Below are 17,135 nucleotides of genomic sequence, written 5' to 3'. Positions count from 1 at the left end.
TGCGTCAGCGAGCTGAAAGAACCTTCGCCATCTCAAGAGCAAGTTGCTGCTGTGTGTAGGGTTTTCCGAGGCGGCCAACATCAAGCTCGATCCCGGACGGTAGCTCCGCATAACCCGACGCGATCAGTATCGGGATATTAGGGATCAATGTGCGTGCGGCAATAACCAGCTCGCCACCGGTCATTCCAGGCATCGAGTAGTCAGTTATGATGAGGTCGAAACGATTGTCGCGCTTGAGCACTTCCAGCGCCTCATCACCGGAATGCGCCTCCACCACCTCATGGCCGAGATCGGTTAGTAGATCGACGGAGCTCATCGCGATCAGAAAGTCATCGTCGACCAGGAGGATGCGCTTGGGGCTGGAAAGGTCGCTGGCGGCCTGCTTTTGAGGCGCAGCCGACACGGACGTGATGTCGTTGCTCGTCGGTATCCAGAGCTCCGCAGTCGTACCACGTGCGGGCGTACTTGCGAGACTAAGAGCGCCTCCAAGCTGAAGCGCCAGTCCGTGGATCATGGAAAGTCCAAGCCCCGTTCCTTTGCCTAGCTCCTTCGTGGAGAAAAACGGTTCGACGGCCTTTTCCAGAGTCTCCTTATCCATTCCGTAGCCCTCATCGACCACTGACAAGACACCGTACTCGCCAGGCGCAAGCAAACCCTTCTGCGTGGTCTGGTTCACGGAACGAAGATCGATACGGATTGTCCCACCGTCTGGCATGGCATCGCGCGCATTGACGACGAGATTGAGCAGTGCCAACTCCAGTTGATTTGAGTCCGCCGAGATTACAACCGGAGAGTCGGGGAGGCTGGTTTGGATGACGACGCTGGATCCCACGGAGCGTTTCATAAGGTCGGCCATGCCGCGCACGAGAGTACCAACATCTACAGGTCCAATATGCAGATCCTGCCGACGAGCAAAAGCCAGAAGACGCTGCGTAAGCGATGCACCGCGCCTTGCGCCTTGAAGAGCGCCCTCTACCAACCGCACAGCCTTTGGATCGTCGCAAGCATGCTTTCGCAGAAGCTCCAGATTTCCAAGAACGGCCATGAGCAGGTTGTTGAAGTCGTGGGCAACACCGCCGGTTAACTGCCCGATAGCTTCCATCTTCTGCGCCTGACGAAGCTGATCTTCTGCCCGCTCGCGTTGCGCGACCTCGGCCATCACGAGGGCATGAGCCCTATGCAATTCTTCCGTGCGAGCACTAACACGCTCCTCCAGGGCTACGTTCAGGTGCCGTTGATGCTCGTCCGCCCTAATCCGATCGGTAATATCGGATGATACACCAACGAGTTTCATCGCCCTTCCAGTTCGATCCCTATAAAGCTGTGCGCGTATTTCGGCCCAGTGAACTGCTCCATTCGGCCAGATAGTGCGGCATTCGATGGCATAATCAGCGCCGGTTTCCAGCGTCGCCTTGACCGCTCGTTCCATCCTATCCCGATCGTCGGAATGGATGCTGGCTAGGAAATCCCGATAGGTAAAGGCATCTTCAACGCTGCGGCCGAAAATAGCCCGACAGATGGACGATGTGGTCAAATCATAGGTCGCAAGATCAAGCTCCCAAGCGCCCAACCGACCCGCTTCAAGGGCCGTCTGAAGCCGCCGTTCGCCTTCATCAAGCGCTTCCATCCGCAAGCGCGCCTCATATTGTCTCCGTCTTCCTCGCAGTGCCGAACGCGCGACACTTACGAAGGTCGTGACATGGAAGGGGCGCTCGACGAAGCTAACGTTGCCCAAGACTTCGGATAGGCGCGCCGCGGCAGGGTTGCGTTCGGGACCGCCGCCGCGATGAGTAAGAATTATAAATGGAAGGTCGGACCAGCTTGGTTGATCAGCGATCCAGGCAGATAGATGTCGAAGATTGTACGGACGCAATGCCTCCTCCGTTATCACTGCGAACGCGACATCTTCGCCCAGTCCCGCAATGAATTCAGGGAGGTCGGCGGCGACCGTAGAGGGAATATCCGCCTCCGAAAGTATCGAGGACGCGATCTGCGCGTCGCGCCCCATGGGAGCGTGGATCAAGGCCGCAGCGTTTTTATTGGGAATTGTCGCCACCATCGTTGGGACGCGGGGCGACTTGGGGCTCGCCGACAAACGTCGGCACCCCTCTCAAAACGCCTTGAAAGCCCGAAAGCGGCGCGCCCAAAGTCAGCCCGGCATTCGTGATACGGAACTCTCGAATAGTGTCTTCATGGAACCCAGTGCGCTTCTTTATCACCGAGACAGCGCGCCTCACCTTACCGAGCGCCTCGAAGTAACGCAGTAATATTACGGTATCAGCAAGGTAAGTTACATCCACCGGGGACTTCATGTCTCCCACTAACCCGTGCTGCGCAACGGTAAGATAAGTGTTTGTACCCTGGCGGTTTAGATATTGTAGCAACTCGTGCAAATGCAGAATAAGTGCATTTTCCTCTGGCATCGACGCTTGGTAACCATTGACGCTGTCGATAACGACTGTTTTCGCATCAAAGGTGGCAACTTTGTCGCGGACGCGCTGCGCGAACTCTCCTGGCGAGAGTTCCGCCGCATCCAACTGCTCGATGTAAATCGCTCCCTCGTCTCGCATGCGTTCGAGATCCAGCCCGAGCGCCTTTGTGCGGGAGAACAGCAGGCCAAGCTCCTCGTCAAATATGAAAATCGCCGCTTTTTCTCCCCGGCCTACTGCAGCCTTCACAAATTGAAGGGCGAACAGGCTCTTCCCCGTTCCGGCCGGGCCTATGAGGAGGGTGCTCGAGCCGCGCTCAATACCGCCGCCAAGCAGGGCATCGAGATGGCCAATCCCGCTGCCCAGGGGCGTTCGTTCGAAATCCGTCCGATGTTCAATTGCGCGCAGCCGTGGGAAGACAGAAACACCACCAGTCTTGATCGTGAAGTCATGATAGCCGCCCCTAAACGCCTGTCCACGATATTTCACGATACGAAGACGGCGCCGCTCTGAGCCGTAATCAGGCGCCAATTGCTCCAGGTGAACAACACCATGAACTACGCTATGCACGGTCTTATCCATGTTCTCCGCCGTCATATCGTCCAGCAGAAGAACAGTGGCACCGGTCTTGGAGAAGTAGTGCTTTAAGGCCAAGATCTGGCGGCGATAGCGCAGGGAGCTTTGTGCAAGCAGCCTGATCTCGGAGAGGCTATCGAGCACGACACGAGAGGGTCGAAGCCTTGCGAAGGCCTCAAAAATCATCTTCGTCGTTTCACCAAGTTCCAAGTCGGATGAGTAAAGCAGGCTCTGCTGCTGATCGGCATCAAGAAGGCTCTCTGGTGGCACGAGTTCAAAAATCTCAATTTGCCCGGAAAGCTCCATTCCGTGCGACGCCGCGCTATCACGCAATTCATCTTCGGTTTCAGACAATGTGATGTAGAGGCATTTCTCCCCCTGCTCCGCACCCTGCTTGAGGAACTGCAAGGCAATCGTGGTCTTGCCCGTACCGGGGGACCCTTCAAGGAGAAACACATGGCGCCTCGTGAACCCACCAGACAGGATGTCATCGAGCCCATCAATGCCTGTTAATGCCTTCGCTTCCATATACACATCCCGTTGCTACTCGAGAACTGAGATAGAGCGACGAACGAACATTGCAACAGAAGGCGCCGTCGCCGATTGGCCATTTTGGTGATCATCAGGATTATGAACCGGCAAGCTCTCATGGCGTGGAATGTCCAACATTGGCCGGAACGCACCACGGCCGGGTCAACGATGTGGAGCCGGCAGAGCGCGACATCGCCATGGTCTTCCAGAACTATGCGCTCTATCCGCATATGACAGTGCGCCAGAATCTCGCCTATGGCCTGAAGAACCGCAACACGCCGCCCGCCGAGATCGACCGGCGCATCGCCAGCGCCGCCAAGACGCTGGAAATAGCGCAGTATCTCGATCGCAAGCCGCGCCAGCTTTCGGGTGGTCAGCGCCAGCGCGTCGCCATGGGCCGGGCCATCGTGCGCGAGCCCGCCGCTTTCCTGTTAGACGAGCCGCTTTCCAACCTCGACGCCAAGCTGCGCGGCCAGATGCGCATCGAGATGAAGCGCCTGCAGCGCGCGCTCGGCACGACGAGCGTCTATGTCACCCACGACCAGATGGAAGCGATGACGCTTGCCGACCGGCTCGTCGTCGTCAATGCCGGCCGCATCGAGCAGGTCGGCACGCCGCTCGAACTTTATGAGAAGCCGGCAACCACTTTTGTCGCCACCTTCATCGGCTCGCCGTCGATGAACCTCCTGCAGGGCGCGGATGCGCCCTCCGGCTGGTCGCTGGCGGGGCATGTGCCGCGGCCGAAGGGCGGCTATACGCTGGGCGTGCGGCCGGAGGACCTGTCGATCGTCTCGGCGGATGGTAAGCCCTTCGATTTCCAGGCGACGGTGCGGGTCGATGGCATCGAGCTCGTCGGGCCCGAAAGCCTGCTGCATGGCAAGCTGGCCGATGGCACAGACCTCGTCGTCCGCGTTTCGGGCCGCACGCGCATCGAGATCGGCAGCGAGGTGACCGTCGGCGGTAGTGCCGACGTGCTGCACATGTTCGGTGCTGATGGCACGCGGCAGGAACGGGGAAGAGCCTCTTGATAACACGTACCGTTGCGGCCCTCGATGTTCCCCCCTTCTCTGACCGGGCGGGTATTGCGGCTATGGAGAGAACGGCCGCTGCCTATGATGCGGCCATGGCCGAGCGGCCGGAAATTATTAGCATCGAGCGCGGCGGGACTTCTTCCGCCGCCGCACCGCTCGCCTTTCCGTTCACCGTCGCCGCCTGGAATCTCGAGCGCTGCCTTTTCCCCCCGGAGAGCGCTATCCACCTTGCTGCGACGGGTGCGACGGTCGTGCTTCTCTCGGAGATGGACAATGGCATGGCGCGCACGCAGCAGCGCCATCCGACGGCCGAGCTCGCTGGCGCGCTAGGCATGAGCTACGCCTACGGCGTGGAGTTCATCGAACTCGATCTCGGCTCCGAAACCGAACGCGCCTTCTGCCGCGATGATTTCAACGAGAAGGGTTTTCATGGCAACGCGCTGATGGCGGCGGTTCCCATAGAAGATCCCTTCATGATCCGGCTCTGGGGCGAACGCATCTGGTTGATAAACGGCGGCGATCAGCCGCGTCTTGGCGAACGCTTCGCAATAGGTGCCGTGGTCCGTACCGAAAGCGGCCCTTTTCTTGCCGTCTCCACCCATCTGGAGAGCGCCACCAGTGCAGCCTACCGAGAAAGACAGGTGCGCGAACTGATCGACGTACTGGACGCCCATTTCTCCGGCCTGCCCGTGTTGATTGGCGGTGATCTCAATACGGGACTTCAGGACGATGGGAATTTCGAAGCGGAAGGGCTGTTCGCCATGAGCGCTGCCCGCGGTTTCGACCGTCATGGCAGTCCGCTGGACGTGCCGACGCTGCGGCAAAGCCTGATCAGCGCGGCACCAGCGCGCCCGCTCAAGCTCGACTGGTTCCTGTCACGCGGCGTAAGGATCGGCGATAGCCGGATCACTCCGTCGCTGGATGCTACCGGTCGCCCGCTTTCCGATCACGATCTGATTACGTGCGTCGTGGATGGGTTTTCGTAGCCGCCCCTCTCCGTCAGTCGGCCACAACACCACCGCTGCCGCTCCCCGATATTCCCGGCCCTTCCACAAAAAAAGCCCCGGACGCGAGCCATCTGGCTTCATGGGCCAGAAAAAATGTCAGTAGAACGATCAGCGCCGATACTCCGCCGTCAGATCCGTCCACGCATGGCAGCTCTCTGTCGTTTAACCTCAAACAAATGATTGTGTTCGTAAAAGAAGGCCTGTCTCCGACCGTTTTCTTTGGCTCGATTTAGCGCTTTGTCCGCTTGCTTCAAGCAGTCATCAGGCTCTGGGCTTTCCCCGGTAATGACCGCGATCCCGACACTGGTGCCGATACGTACTTAATGACCGTCGATTTTGTGAGGCGCGCTGATGCTGCCCGAGCCCGGCGCGACGGCACGCTCCGCCGCCGACAGCGGCGAAGCGAGAAGAAGGCCGATCAGGAAAACAGACAGCCGTCTTGCCGGGCTGATTCATGTCATGGTCATCGCCCCTTGCAACATGATTCGTCCTCGTGATGTCGCAGCCTCTTGAACCTTCGACAGGACGACTCTCCTGGGCCTCGTCAGTATTCAGTCGGCACGGTCAGAAGCTCAGCTGGGGGGCCATCGAGGAAGCTCCGTACCGTTGGTGGCAACTGCCGCGCGTTAAGCGGCAGCACGCCGCAGCGCGACAGCGTCGCCCGCAGGTTGGGTTTGGAGCCGAGGTAGCGCCAGATCATGCGTGAGGCATAGGGCAGGTTTCCCTGTCGCCATGCGACGCCGAGAGTTACGCCGCGCAGGTAGACTCGTTGGTGCGCCGCCTCGAACGGAATGAGGATGGTCTGTGACAGCATCGGATTCATCCCGAGGCTACGCTCGGTGATGAAGATGCGGTTGCGCCAGAAGGCGGCAAGGCCGGTATATTTCGAATCCTGGCGAATCTCACTGTCGCTGTCGCGAATGCGCTCCATGGATTTCACCCGCATTTCACCATGCCCTTCATAGATCCGGCTCAACGAGCAAATCACGAGACCCGGCCAGGAGGGAGAGCGATGATAGGTCTGGAAATAGCCGGTGTGCCTGCGAAGCGCCTCGATATCACCTGGAAACCCCTCGAGCAGACCGGCCCGAACTGCAACAGGTGGTTCCAGCTTCTGCAGGCGCTGGCGAAAAATCGCCGGCGCCAGCGAGAAATCGCCGGCGGCCAATCCGAAATAGTCGGCAATACGGGCAAGATTATACGAAGAAGGCTGCGTGTCACCGTTGATATAGCGATTGAATTGCTGACGGTTGATCGCGACCTGCCGGCAGATATGTGAAATCGAGCGTTGCGTCGCACAAGCCAACTTCAGGTTTTCGAGAAAATTCTCCACGCGCCAATCCGTTCGCCATAGCTTAAACTAGCTTAAAATAGCATCAACCTGCGAAATTGCGCAACGGTCGTGCAACGCTAGGCTCGGGTCCGACAACACCACAAATGGGGACCACGAAAATGTCAGACCTCGGCAAGACTCCCAGTGCAACCATCTACGCGAGCGCCGTCAACCGCCGCGAATTCTTGGGTGGCGTCGCCGCCCTTGGCGGCACAATGATGCTGAGCCCAGGCGGTATTTTGATGCCGAAATCCGCCCTTGCCGCTGATGAACCGAAACGCGGCGGCAATCTCAAGCTCGGCATGAACGGCGGCGCGACCAGCGACACGCTTGATCCCGCAGGCTACAGCGCCTCCGTCCTCTTCGTCGTCGGGCGTCTGTGGGGCGATACGCTGGTCGAATCCGACCCGAAGACCGGCGCGGCGCTTCCTTCCCTCGCCACCAGCTGGGAACCGTCTGCTGATGCCTCCGTCTGGACCCTCAAGCTGCGTGATAACGTCTCCTTCCACGACGGGACCAAGATGACGGTGGCCGACGTCGTCGCCACCCTGACGCGCCACGCGGATGCCAATTCGAAATCCGGCGCGCTCGGTCTCCTCTCCTCCATCAAGACCATCGAGGAGAAGGCGGGCGATCTGGTGCTGACGCTTACGGAAGGCAATGCCGACCTGCCGCTGCTTCTGACCGACTACCACCTGATCATCCAGCCTAAGGGCGGAGTGGAGAACCCCAATGCTGCCATCGGCACCGGGCCCTATGTATTGAAGAGTTTTGAGGCGGGCGTGCGCGCGACCTTCGAAAAGCACGCCGCCGACTGGCGTTCGGACCGCGGTTTCGTCGACAGCGTCGAAATCATCGTGATGAACGATACGACGGCGCGCATTGCCGCCCTTTCCTCCGGCCAGGTGCACTTCATCAACACCATCGATCCCAAGACCGTGCCGCTGCTGGAGCGCGCGCCGACGGTGGAGATCGTGCGCAATGCCGGCAAGGGCTTCTATGCCTTCCTGATGCATTGCGACACCGCGCCGTTCGACAACAACGACCTCAGGCTCGCCTTGAAATATGCCATCGACCGGCAGGCGATCCTCGACAAGGTGCTCGGCGGCTACGGCACCATCGGCAACGACTATCCGGTGAACGGCAACTACGCGCTGGCTCCGGAAGATATCGAGCAGCGCGTCTACGATCCCGACAAGGCCTCATTCCACTTCAAGAAGTCCGGCCATGAGGGTTCCGTTCTGCTACGGACCTCCAGCGCCGCCTTCCCCGGCGCCGTCGACGCCGGCGTGCTCTTCCAGGAAAGCGCCAAGAAGGCAGGCATCGACATCGAGGTGCGACGCGAGCCGGAAGACGGCTACTGGACGAATGTCTGGAACGCCCAGCCCTTCTGCGCCACCTATTGGGGCGGACGCCCGACGCAGGATTCGCGCTACTCGACCTCTTACCTCTCGACAGCGGAATGGAACGACACCCGTTTCAAGCGCGAGGATTTCGACAAGCTCGTGCTGCAGGCCCGCTCCGAACTGGACGAAGCCAAACGCAAGGCTCTCTACCGCACCATGGCGCTGATGGTCCGGGACGAGGGCGGCCTGATCCTGCCGGTCTTCAACGACTATGTCATGGCGCAGAGCAAGAGCGTGAAAGGCTATGTCAACGATATCGGCAACGACATGTCGAATGGCTATATCGGCAGCCGCGTCTGGTTCGACGCGTAAGCTCAGCAACCCAATCCCCTACAGGACGTCGGAGCGTTTGCGCGGCAAACGCTCCCGAACGGAGTATCCAGAACCATGTCTGGCAAACGCCCCTTCACTATCATCGAGAACGAATGGATAACGCTTGCCGACGGCACGCGGCTCGCCGCCCGCATCTGGATGCCGGAGAATGCCGAAAACGACCCGGTACCCGCGGTTTTCGAGTTCCTGCCCTACCGCAAGCATGATGGAACCTGCCTGCGCGACGATTCCACCTATCCGGAATTCGCGGCCGCCGGTATTGCCGGCGTGCGTGTCGATATCAGGGGCTCGGGCGAGTCCGACGGCGTCATCGACGGCGAATATACCCCGCTGGAACTGGCAAACGCCTGCGAACTCATCGCCTGGATTGCCAGCCAGACTTGGTCGAACGGCGCGGTCGGCATGATGGGCATCTCCTGGGGTGGCTTCAACTGCTTGCAGGTTGCGGCCCTGAGGCCGCCGGCATTGAAAGCCGTCATTTCCATCGCCTCGACCGTCGATCGTTACAACGACGACATCCACTACAAGAACGGCACGCATCTTTCCGCCCAGCTTTCCTGGGCCGCGACCATGCTGGCCTATCAGTCGCGCTCGCCGGACCCGGCACTTGTAGGCGACCGCTGGCGCGAGATGTGGCTCGAACGGCTGGAAAACGAGCCCTATTTCATGGAAGAGTGGCTGACGCACCAGCGCCGCGACTCCTTCTGGAAACACGGCTCCATTAGCGAGAATTTCAGCGATGTGCAAATTCCTGCTCTTGTCATCGCCGGCTGGGCGGACGGCTACCGCAACACGCCGCTGAAGGTGGTGGAAGGCCTCGGCGACAAGGCCAAGGCTCTGATCGGCCCCTGGGTGCACAAATATCCGCATTTTGCCTGGCCCAAGCCGCGCGCCGACTTCCTCGGCGAGGCGATCCGCTGGTGGAATCATTGGCTGCGCGGCGAAGAGAACGGCATCGAAGCCATGCCGCAGGTGCGCGCCTATATCATGGACGATATCCGGCCTGCCCCCCGACGCGATTTCGACAACGGCTTCTGGATCGGCAAGCAGAGCTGGAGCGAGCCGGAGGCCGCGAATTTCTATGTCGATCAGGCAGGCACACTGGTTTCTGGAAACCCGCTCCCCGGCACCCACGGGCATGATTGCTATATCCGCTCGCCACTCGACACCGGCACGGCCTCAGGGGAATTCTTCACCCTGAAGCCCGACGCGGAAATGGCGCTCGATCAACGCGGAGATGATGCTGGCTCGATGGTCTTGGAGACGACAGTGCTGGAGGAGGAGGTCGACATCCTCGGTCGCCCGGTGCTGACGGTTGAGGTCGCCTGCGATGGGGACTGGGCCAATCTCTGCGCCCGCCTCATCGACGTGCATCCGGATGGCACTGCAACGCGCGTATCCTTCGGCGTGCTGAACCTTGCTCATCGCGATGGATACGAAAATCCCAAGGCCATTACCCGGAACGAGAAAACCACAATCCGCATCGAGCTTGATGCTTGCGGTTATCGTTTCCGTAAAGGCCACCGCATCCGCCTGTCGATCTCAACCGCCTATTGGCCGATGATCCTGCCGGCGCCGACGGATCCCGGTGTAACGCTCGATCTCGCCTCGCTCGGGCTTGCACTACCAAAGCTCGGCGCACACGAGAAGATCACGGTCAAGGAACCGGACAATCCCGATCCGCTGCCGAAATATGTCGAGCACACACCCGGCACGACGCGGCGCTGGGTGACGAAGGATATGACGGCCAACCGCACGGACTATCATATCCATGAGGACAGCGGGCTTTCAGAGCGGCCTGGTACGGGTCTTTCCACCCGCCAATTGCGCGAGGAAGAGTGGTCGATCAGCCCGGACGATCCACTCTCTATGAGCGGCCAGTCCACCTGGACCTGCGACATGCAGCGCGATGGTTGGTTCCTGCGCACCGTCTCCAACGCGCGCCTGACCTGCACTGCACAGGAATGGGTGACGACCGCCGAACTCATCGCATACGAAGGTGAGACCGAAGTCTTCCGCAAGACGTTCGAAAAGCGCGTTCCCCGTGACTTTATGTAGAGGCCGTTCGGGCATCGCTTGATAGGCGATTACCCGGCGCATGGCGCCACGTAGACGCTCAAGGCTGGGCACTGAAAGCAGATCTTTGCCTAGTCGTGACGTGGGGCTTGATCGTGTGGCCAGCCGTTGTGCCAATTGAGCGCCATGAATGGAACCTTTCTTCGACGAGCCAGGCCGGTCCTTCGAGGCACATGCGGGCTTGTTCGTCTGAACCGTTATGGCTCCAGTCCCGCACACCGCGCGGTGTTGCGAATGTGTGTTTCCATTTCGATCCGGGCGGCGGCCGGGTCGTTGGAGCGCAGGGCTGCGATGATGCGACGATGTTCGGCGATCGAAGCGCGCATGCGCGCAGGATCGGTAATGGGTATCGGCTGTCGCTGCGTCGCCGTCACTTGTTCGCGCACGGATTCATAGAGCGCGCGAAGCATAGCGTTGCTACAGGCGGACGCGATGATCGCGTGGAATTCCAGGTCCGCCTCGACGTTGGCCAGGAGGTCCTGCTGGGCCCAACCGTCTTCCATCTGCCGTGTCAGCCTTTCCATCTCGTCCAGTTGATTGGCCATCAGCCGCCCTGCCGCGAGACTGGCCATCTGCCCTTCCAGCATGATCCGGGTCTGGAACACGTCGAAAACCGAGTAGCTGTCGGAGTAACGCCAGGGCCCCATATGGGTGGAGGCAGACGATGGGCCGCCAGCAACGAAGGTCCCCCGCCCTGCCTCTGTCTTCAGCAAGCCCAGTGTCTCAAGCGTCAGCAAAGCCTCCCGCAAGGAGGCGCGGCTGATTCCGAATTTCCGCGAGAATTCGCGCTGCGAGGGGATTTTTTCCCCGGGCTTGAGGCTGCCACTCTGAATCATGCTCTGAATTTCGCGGGCGACGGATTGAGGGACCAAGATCTTGTTCAGCATTGCGTTCTTCCATCTGCCCTTGTGATAGGGCCCGTGCGGTGCGGGGGGCCGGTCTCGCGACAAGTCTATTTTATCGACACCATCTCTTGCAATTGCCAAACAGGCATGCTTCCTTGGTCTTACTGGTCTGACCAGTTAGACCAAGGTAACCGTTTCATCGCTAAAAAATCAAGGGGAACCTCATGAACGCGTTTACACTCATTGCCTCGACGACCATCTCCACCCTGTTTGCCGCAGCAGCGTTTACAACCTCCGCCCTCGCCGCCGATCTCACCGTCGGTGCCAACATCGGCAACGTTCCGTGGGAATTCCAGAACGCGTCGGGCGAAACCGTCGGCTTCGAAATTGATCTGATAAGCGAGGTCGGCAAGCGGCTGGGCAAGTCGGTAGAATTCGTCAACGTCCCGTTCAACGGCCTGTTTTCGGCCGTCCAATCTGGCCGCATAAATATGGCGGTGTCGTCTATCACCATCACCGACAAGCGGCTGGAATCCGTGACCTTCGCCCAGCCTTACTACGACAGCGATCAGTCCTTGACAGTGACGGCAGCCAGCGGGATTACCGGGCTTTCGGGCATGGAAGGCAAGGTCGTTGGCGTCGACACTGGCTCGACGGGCGACATGTGGGCCACCAACAACGGTGCGCAATACAAGTTCGGCGAAATCCGCAAGTTCGAAGGCCTGTCGCCCGCCATGCTCGACCTCGTTGCCGGTCGCGTCGACGGCTACATCAGTGACATCCCCGCACTGCTCTACTACGTCAAGGATAAGCCGGACCTCAAGGTGGTCGAACGCATCCCTACCGGCGAAAAGTATTCGGTCATGTTCAACAAGGGCGACCCGCTAGCCAAGGAGGTCAACGACGTGATCTCGACGCTTAAGAAGGAAGGTTTCGTCGCTAAGCTGCATGAGACCTGGTTCGGCGCCAAGGCCGAGGACACAACCTCGACGGTCATGGTCATGGACATGCCGGTCGCCAAGTAAGTCATGCCTCCTCGTGACGGCGGCACTCTGGTGTCGCCCTCAACTCCACAGCGACGGCCGGTGGTTCCATGAATCTAGTCAACACATTCTTCAATATTCCCATCCTGATCGACACATTCCCGCTTCTATTGTCGGGATTGCTCGTCACACTGGAGATTGGCGTGACCAGCATTATTGCCGGTCTCGCAGGCGGATTGTTCCTCGCTCTGGTCAGGCTCTATGGGCCGGGCCTCGCGCCATTCCTCGCCAAGATTTACATCGACATCTTCCGCTCGATCCCGCTGCTGGTGCTGTTGATCATCGTCTACTACGCCCTGCCCTTCGTCGGCATTCGTTTCTCGCCATTCGTCTCTGCGGTCGTTGCGCTCACACTCGTCTCCGCCGCCTACACTGCGGAAATCTTCCGCGCAGGCATCGAGGCGATCCCCCATGGCCAGTTCGAAGCCTCGCAGGCGCTCGGGCTCTCAGGCCGTCACATGATGGTCGACGTGATCCTGCCGCAAGCGATCAAGATCGTCATCCCGCCGCTGACCAACAATTGCATCAACGTCCTGAAGGATACGGCCCTGGCCTCCGTCGTCGCCATGCCCGACCTTCTCAAGCAGGCAACCCAGGCGCAGGCGCTGGCCGCCAACCCCACTCCCCTGATCGGCGCGGCGTTGATCTATGTCGCCTTGCTCTGGCCGCTGGTCGCCGTCGTCGCGCGGCTGGAAAATCGTTTTGGCAAGGACAAACGCCCATGACCCCCCTGATCAAGATCAGCAATCTGATGAAGGCCTATGGCGCGTTCACGGTCCTGCATGGCATCGATCTCGATATTGCGGAGGGCGAGGTTGTCTGCGTCATTGGGCCCTCGGGGTCTGGAAAATCGACGTTGATACGCTGCATCAACCGACTGGAGGCTTTTTCCGACGAGAGCAGTATCGTCGTGGACGGCGTTACCGTCGGCCCCGGCAAGGCGCTGGCGAAGGTCCGTGCCGAAGTCGGCATGGTGTTTCAGTCGTTCAATCTGTTTCCACATCTGACCGTCCTGAAGAACGTCATGCTGGCGCCGATGCGGGTACGCGGCGCAAAGCCAGCGGAAGCTGAGCGCAAGGCCCGAGACCTTCTAACCCGGGTCGGCATCGCCGAACAGGCTGAAAAGTATCCGGGCAAGCTTTCCGGGGGGCAACAACAGCGCGTTGCGATCGCCCGCGCGTTGGCGATGGAACCCAAGGTCATGCTTTTTGATGAGCCGACCTCTGCACTCGACCCGGAAATGGTCGGTGAGGTGCTGGATGTGATGAAGACGCTTGCCGGCACCGGCGTGACCATGGTCGTCGTCACCCACGAAATGGGCTTTGCCCGCCAGGTGGCCGATCGCGTCATCTTCATGGACGGCGGACGCATCATCGAGCAGGGCACGCCCTCCGAAATCTTCGACAATCCCAAAGAAGACCGGACGCGCAGCTTCCTGCGCTCGGTTCTCGATCATTGAAAACAATATTGGGTCTGGAGGACCATATGCCGAACCAAAATACATCCGCAAAAGGCGCGCTGGACCTCGATTTCGTCCGCAGCCAGTTTCCCGGCCTGTCCCATGGCTGGACGTTTTTCGACAATGCCGGCGGGTCGCAGATCCTGAAGCGGGCCGTCGAGCGGATCAATACCTTCCTCTATGACAAGAATGTCCAGATCGGCGGGAGCTACGAGGTTTCGCAGGCAGCTGCAAGGGCACTCTACGAGGCCCGGACGGCGGCCATGCATCTCGTAAACGCATCACGGCCGGAAGAAATCGTCTTTGGCAACTCGACGACGGCGCTCTTGCAGAACCTTGCCCGCGCTATGACGAGCCAACTCGCTCCTGGCGACGAGATCATCATCACGATCGCCGACCACGAATCCAATATTGGTCCGTGGGACAGGCTGCGTGATGCCGGCATCACCATCAAGACGTGGCCCCTTAACAAGGATACCTACACGTTAGACCTGGTCGATCTCGAGCCTCTTATGTCGGCGCGCACCAAGCTCGTCTGCGTCACCCATGTGTCCAATATCCTCGGTTCAATCAATCCGGTGCGCGAAATCGCTGATTTCGTTCATGCGCGGGGCGCCCGCATCTGCGTCGATGCTGTCGCTTACGCGCCGCATCGCGCGGTTGACGTCCAGGCCTTCGATGTCGACTACTACGTCTTCAGCCTCTACAAGACCTATGGTCCCCATTATGCGCTGATGTACGGCAAGTATGACCATCTGCTGGAGCTGGATACGCTCTATCACTATTTCTATGGCAAGGACAAAGTGCCGGGCAAACTGGAACCGGGCAATCCGAACTACGAACTTGCCTATGCCACCTGCGGCATCGTCGATTATCTTACCGAGATTGGCGAAATGGCTGGCGAAACCGGTTCCACCCGCGAGAAGATCGTTGCGGCTTATGGTGCGATCACGGCGCAGGAAAACGCGCTTGTCGACCGGCTGTTGACTTACCTGCGTGGCCGCAACGACTGCCGTATCATCGGCCCTAGCGCCAACCGGGACGGCACCCGTATTCCGACGATCAGCTTTGTCTTCGACGGCCGGGATTCTGCGGAAATCTGCAAGGCGATGGACGCCCATCGGATCGCGATCCGGTTCGGCGACTTCCACTCGCGGCGATTGGCGGAGTATCTCGATCTCACGGAAAACAATGGCATGGTCCGGGTCTCGATGGTCCACTACAACACGATCGAGGAAATCGACCGGATGACAAAGGCGTTGGATACGATCCTTGCATCACCTGCCAGCTCCGCGACCGCCGCCTGAGAACCGGAAGAGCCCGCCATGTCCTTCGACACGATCATCCGGAACGGCACCATCGTTACCGCCAGCGATACTTTCCGATGCGATGTCGGTATTCGCAATGGCCGCATCATCGCAATGGCCGAAAACCTTGATGATGCGGACGAGATCATCGATGCCAGCGGCCTCTATGTGATGCCGGGCGGCATCGATAGTCATGTGCACCTGGCGCAACCGTCCGGCGACGGAATCGTCATGGCCGACGATTTCGCCAGCGGCACGCTCTCGGCAGCCTTTGGCGGCAATACGACGGTCATGCCGTTCTGCCTGCAGGAAAAAGGATCGACGCTGCGAGAGGCGCTCAAGGCGTATCACGCCAAGGCGGAGGGGGAGTGTTATATCGATGTGAGCTTCCACATCATCGTAACCGACCCGACGAGCCATGTGCTCGGGCAGGAATTGCCGGCCCTTGTGGCGGATGGATACACGTCGATCAAGGTGTTCATGACCTATGAAAACCTGCGTCTGCGCGACGATGAAATCCTGGCGACGCTGGATAGCGCCAGGACGTCTGGCGCGCTGGTCATGGTCCATTGCGAAAACGAGGACGCAATCCGATTCCTGATCGGCCGTCACGAAGCGAATGGCGAGTTTGCCGCAAAATATCATGCGACAAGCCGCCCGGTCGCCGCCGAGCGGGAGGCGACGCACCGTGCTCTCTCGCTGGCGGAGATCGTCGATACGCCGATCGTCATCGTCCATGTATCGAACCGGCAGGCAATGGAGGAAATTCAACGCGCGAGGGCACGCGGTAGCAAGGTGGCGGGCGAGACCTGCCCGCAATACCTTATGCTCACGGCTGACGACCTCAACGCCACGGAATTGGAAGGCGCAAAATTCGTCTGCTCGCCACCGCCACGCGACGCGGAAAGCCAGATTGCCTGCTGGGAGGGGCTGCAGAACGGTACGTTCGACCTGTTTTCGTCCGACCATTGCCCCTTTCGCTACGACGATGACGCGGGCAAGCTCAATGAAAAGGGCAAGCGAAACTTCCGATGGATCCCCAACGGCATTCCCGGCGTCGAAACGCGGCTGCCGATCCTGTTTTCGGAAGGCGTCAGCAAGGGGCGCATCGATCTCAACCGGTTTGTCGCCTTGTCTTCCACCAATCACGCCAAGCTGTATGGCCTCTATCCACGCAAAGGCACGATCGCCATCGGTTCTGATGCCGATATTGCACTGTGGGATCCGAAGAAATCGGTCGTCATCACGAACGATATCCTTCACCACGGTGCTGACTACACACCATATGAAGGGCTAGCGATCACCGGCTGGCCGGTGCGAGTGATGGTACGCGGAAAGACGGTTATCAATGGAGAGGCGCTCGTTGCCGAGAAAGGTTTGGGGAACTATTTGGCACGAGCACGTTCACCGTTGGTCTAGCTAGCGGATGTTGGTCGATCCTCTTTGCCGCTTCTCGCTCCTGGGCGTACTCTAACCAACGAGCACTTTACAGACGCCCGTGAAGCGAACGTGAGAAGAGCTTAGTTGCTGCGGGTCTTGAGAAGCTGGCGCGCCTGATAGGTGCGAGCCGCGATGAACAGTTCCCACAGGCGGCGAGTGGTGTTCAGCGATTTGCGAATGTCGGTCGAACGCATCGTCATGTCCTCGTTTTCCTGACGAGACCTTACAGCCTGGCGTGCCGGCGATGCTATGCAGATTGCGCATTGCTGTATTGCCGTCTACTCGGCGCTTGGCGGGACGGACGACAGGTGGTTTAACA

The 17,135-nt window shown here is 59.6% G+C and carries 13 protein-coding genes and 1 pseudogene; 9 read left to right on the top strand and 5 right to left on the bottom strand.

Annotation, left to right across the window (positions count from 1 at the left end):
• Positions 1-4: 4 nt before the first annotated feature.
• Positions 5-2,059 carry a hybrid sensor histidine kinase/response regulator gene (locus tag BSY16_RS23940; protein ID WP_150130128.1) on the bottom strand — a complete coding sequence of 685 codons (2,055 nt, stop codon included), beginning with the start codon at positions 2,057-2,059 and terminating at the stop codon, positions 5-7.
• Positions 2,037-3,533 carry an ATPase domain-containing protein gene (locus BSY16_RS23935; RefSeq protein ID WP_069062324.1) on the bottom strand — a complete coding sequence of 499 codons (1,497 nt, stop codon included), beginning with the start codon at positions 3,531-3,533 and terminating at the stop codon, positions 2,037-2,039. The genes BSY16_RS23940 and BSY16_RS23935 overlap by 23 nt, the downstream gene beginning before the upstream one ends.
• Positions 3,534-3,697: 164 nt before the next feature.
• Here BSY16_RS23935 and BSY16_RS23930 point away from each other — a divergent pair.
• Together BSY16_RS23930 and BSY16_RS23925 are read left to right on the top strand one after the other, a co-directional pair.
• Positions 3,698-4,564, top strand: a pseudogene (locus BSY16_RS23930) (ATP-binding cassette domain-containing protein); the annotation flags it as partial.
• On the top strand, positions 4,561-5,553 hold the full coding sequence (locus BSY16_RS23925) for an endonuclease/exonuclease/phosphatase family protein (RefSeq protein WP_069062323.1): 993 nt from the start codon (positions 4,561-4,563) through the stop codon (positions 5,551-5,553). The pseudogene BSY16_RS23930 and the gene BSY16_RS23925, both read left to right, overlap by 4 nt.
• Positions 5,554-5,702: 149 nt before the next feature.
• Here the strand turns inward: BSY16_RS23925 and BSY16_RS33160 are convergent, their stop codons facing one another.
• Both BSY16_RS33160 and BSY16_RS23920 read right to left on the bottom strand, forming a co-directional pair.
• Positions 5,703-5,861 carry a hypothetical protein gene (locus tag BSY16_RS33160; RefSeq protein ID WP_353652403.1) on the bottom strand — a complete coding sequence of 53 codons (159 nt, stop codon included), beginning with the start codon at positions 5,859-5,861 and terminating at the stop codon, positions 5,703-5,705.
• 257 nt (positions 5,862-6,118) lie between these two features.
• Positions 6,119-6,907, bottom strand: a complete 789-nt coding sequence (locus tag BSY16_RS23920) for a transcriptional regulator (RefSeq protein ID WP_069062322.1) — start codon at positions 6,905-6,907, stop codon at positions 6,119-6,121.
• 119 nt (positions 6,908-7,026) lie between these two features.
• Between BSY16_RS23920 and BSY16_RS23915 the strand changes: the two genes are divergently transcribed.
• Together BSY16_RS23915 and BSY16_RS23910 are read left to right on the top strand one after the other, a co-directional pair.
• Positions 7,027-8,625, top strand: coding sequence for an ABC transporter substrate-binding protein (locus BSY16_RS23915; RefSeq protein ID WP_069062321.1), 1,599 nt, complete (start codon positions 7,027-7,029; stop codon positions 8,623-8,625).
• Between the two features lie 75 nt (positions 8,626-8,700).
• Positions 8,701-10,704, top strand: a complete 2,004-nt coding sequence (locus tag BSY16_RS23910; RefSeq protein ID WP_069062320.1) for a CocE/NonD family hydrolase — start codon at positions 8,701-8,703, stop codon at positions 10,702-10,704.
• 215 nt (positions 10,705-10,919) lie between these two features.
• Here the strand turns inward: BSY16_RS23910 and BSY16_RS23905 are convergent, their stop codons facing one another.
• Complete coding sequence (locus BSY16_RS23905; RefSeq protein ID WP_069062319.1) at positions 10,920-11,609, bottom strand: FadR/GntR family transcriptional regulator; 690 nt, start codon at positions 11,607-11,609, stop codon at positions 10,920-10,922.
• A gap of 182 nt (positions 11,610-11,791) precedes the next feature.
• Between BSY16_RS23905 and BSY16_RS23900 the strand changes: the two genes are divergently transcribed.
• The 5 genes from BSY16_RS23900 to hydA all read left to right on the top strand — a co-directional run bounded on the left by BSY16_RS23900 (position 11,792) and on the right by hydA (position 16,795).
• Positions 11,792-12,592, top strand: a complete 801-nt coding sequence (locus BSY16_RS23900; RefSeq protein WP_069062318.1) for an ABC transporter substrate-binding protein — start codon at positions 11,792-11,794, stop codon at positions 12,590-12,592.
• Positions 12,593-12,660: 68 nt separating this feature from the next.
• Positions 12,661-13,335, top strand: a complete 675-nt coding sequence (locus tag BSY16_RS23895) for an amino acid ABC transporter permease (protein ID WP_069062317.1) — start codon at positions 12,661-12,663, stop codon at positions 13,333-13,335.
• On the top strand, positions 13,332-14,069 hold the full coding sequence (locus BSY16_RS23890; RefSeq protein WP_069062316.1) for an amino acid ABC transporter ATP-binding protein: 738 nt from the start codon (positions 13,332-13,334) through the stop codon (positions 14,067-14,069). The genes BSY16_RS23895 and BSY16_RS23890 overlap by 4 nt, the downstream gene beginning before the upstream one ends.
• Before the next feature lie 26 nt (positions 14,070-14,095).
• A complete protein-coding gene (locus tag BSY16_RS23885; RefSeq protein ID WP_069063676.1) occupies positions 14,096-15,376 on the top strand; it encodes a cysteine desulfurase-like protein in 1,281 nt (426 codons plus the stop codon).
• Between the two features lie 18 nt (positions 15,377-15,394).
• Entirely contained in the window at positions 15,395-16,795 is a 1,401-nt protein-coding gene (gene hydA / locus BSY16_RS23880; RefSeq protein WP_069062315.1) for a dihydropyrimidinase, read from the top strand.
• Positions 16,796-17,135: the final 340 nt, after the last annotated feature.

The organism is Sinorhizobium sp. RAC02 (genome assembly GCF_001713395.1).
GTDB lineage: Bacteria > Pseudomonadota > Alphaproteobacteria > Rhizobiales > Rhizobiaceae > Shinella.
Note: the sequence above shows the minus strand (reverse complement) of the source record. Positions and strands in the feature narration are given on the sequence as shown.

Bases quoted from the DNA above. Each gene is read 5' to 3' on its own strand.
- BSY16_RS23915 (WP_069062321.1), top strand. From the start codon at position 7,027: ATGTCAGACCTCGGCAAGACTCCCAGTGCAACCATCTACGCGAGCGCC.
- BSY16_RS23940 (WP_150130128.1), bottom strand. From the start codon at position 2,059: ATGGTGGCGACAATTCCCAATAAAAACGCTGCGGCCTTGATCCACGCT.
- BSY16_RS23895 (WP_069062317.1), top strand. From the start codon at position 12,661: ATGAATCTAGTCAACACATTCTTCAATATTCCCATCCTGATCGACACA.
- BSY16_RS23905 (WP_069062319.1), bottom strand. From the start codon at position 11,609: ATGCTGAACAAGATCTTGGTCCCTCAATCCGTCGCCCGCGAAATTCAG.
- BSY16_RS23885 (WP_069063676.1), top strand. From the start codon at position 14,096: ATGCCGAACCAAAATACATCCGCAAAAGGCGCGCTGGACCTCGATTTC.
- hydA (WP_069062315.1), top strand. From the start codon at position 15,395: ATGTCCTTCGACACGATCATCCGGAACGGCACCATCGTTACCGCCAGC.
- BSY16_RS23935 (WP_069062324.1), bottom strand. From the start codon at position 3,533: ATGGAAGCGAAGGCATTAACAGGCATTGATGGGCTCGATGACATCCTG.
- BSY16_RS23890 (WP_069062316.1), top strand. From the start codon at position 13,332: ATGACCCCCCTGATCAAGATCAGCAATCTGATGAAGGCCTATGGCGCG.
- BSY16_RS23900 (WP_069062318.1), top strand. From the start codon at position 11,792: ATGAACGCGTTTACACTCATTGCCTCGACGACCATCTCCACCCTGTTT.
- BSY16_RS23910 (WP_069062320.1), top strand. From the start codon at position 8,701: ATGTCTGGCAAACGCCCCTTCACTATCATCGAGAACGAATGGATAACG.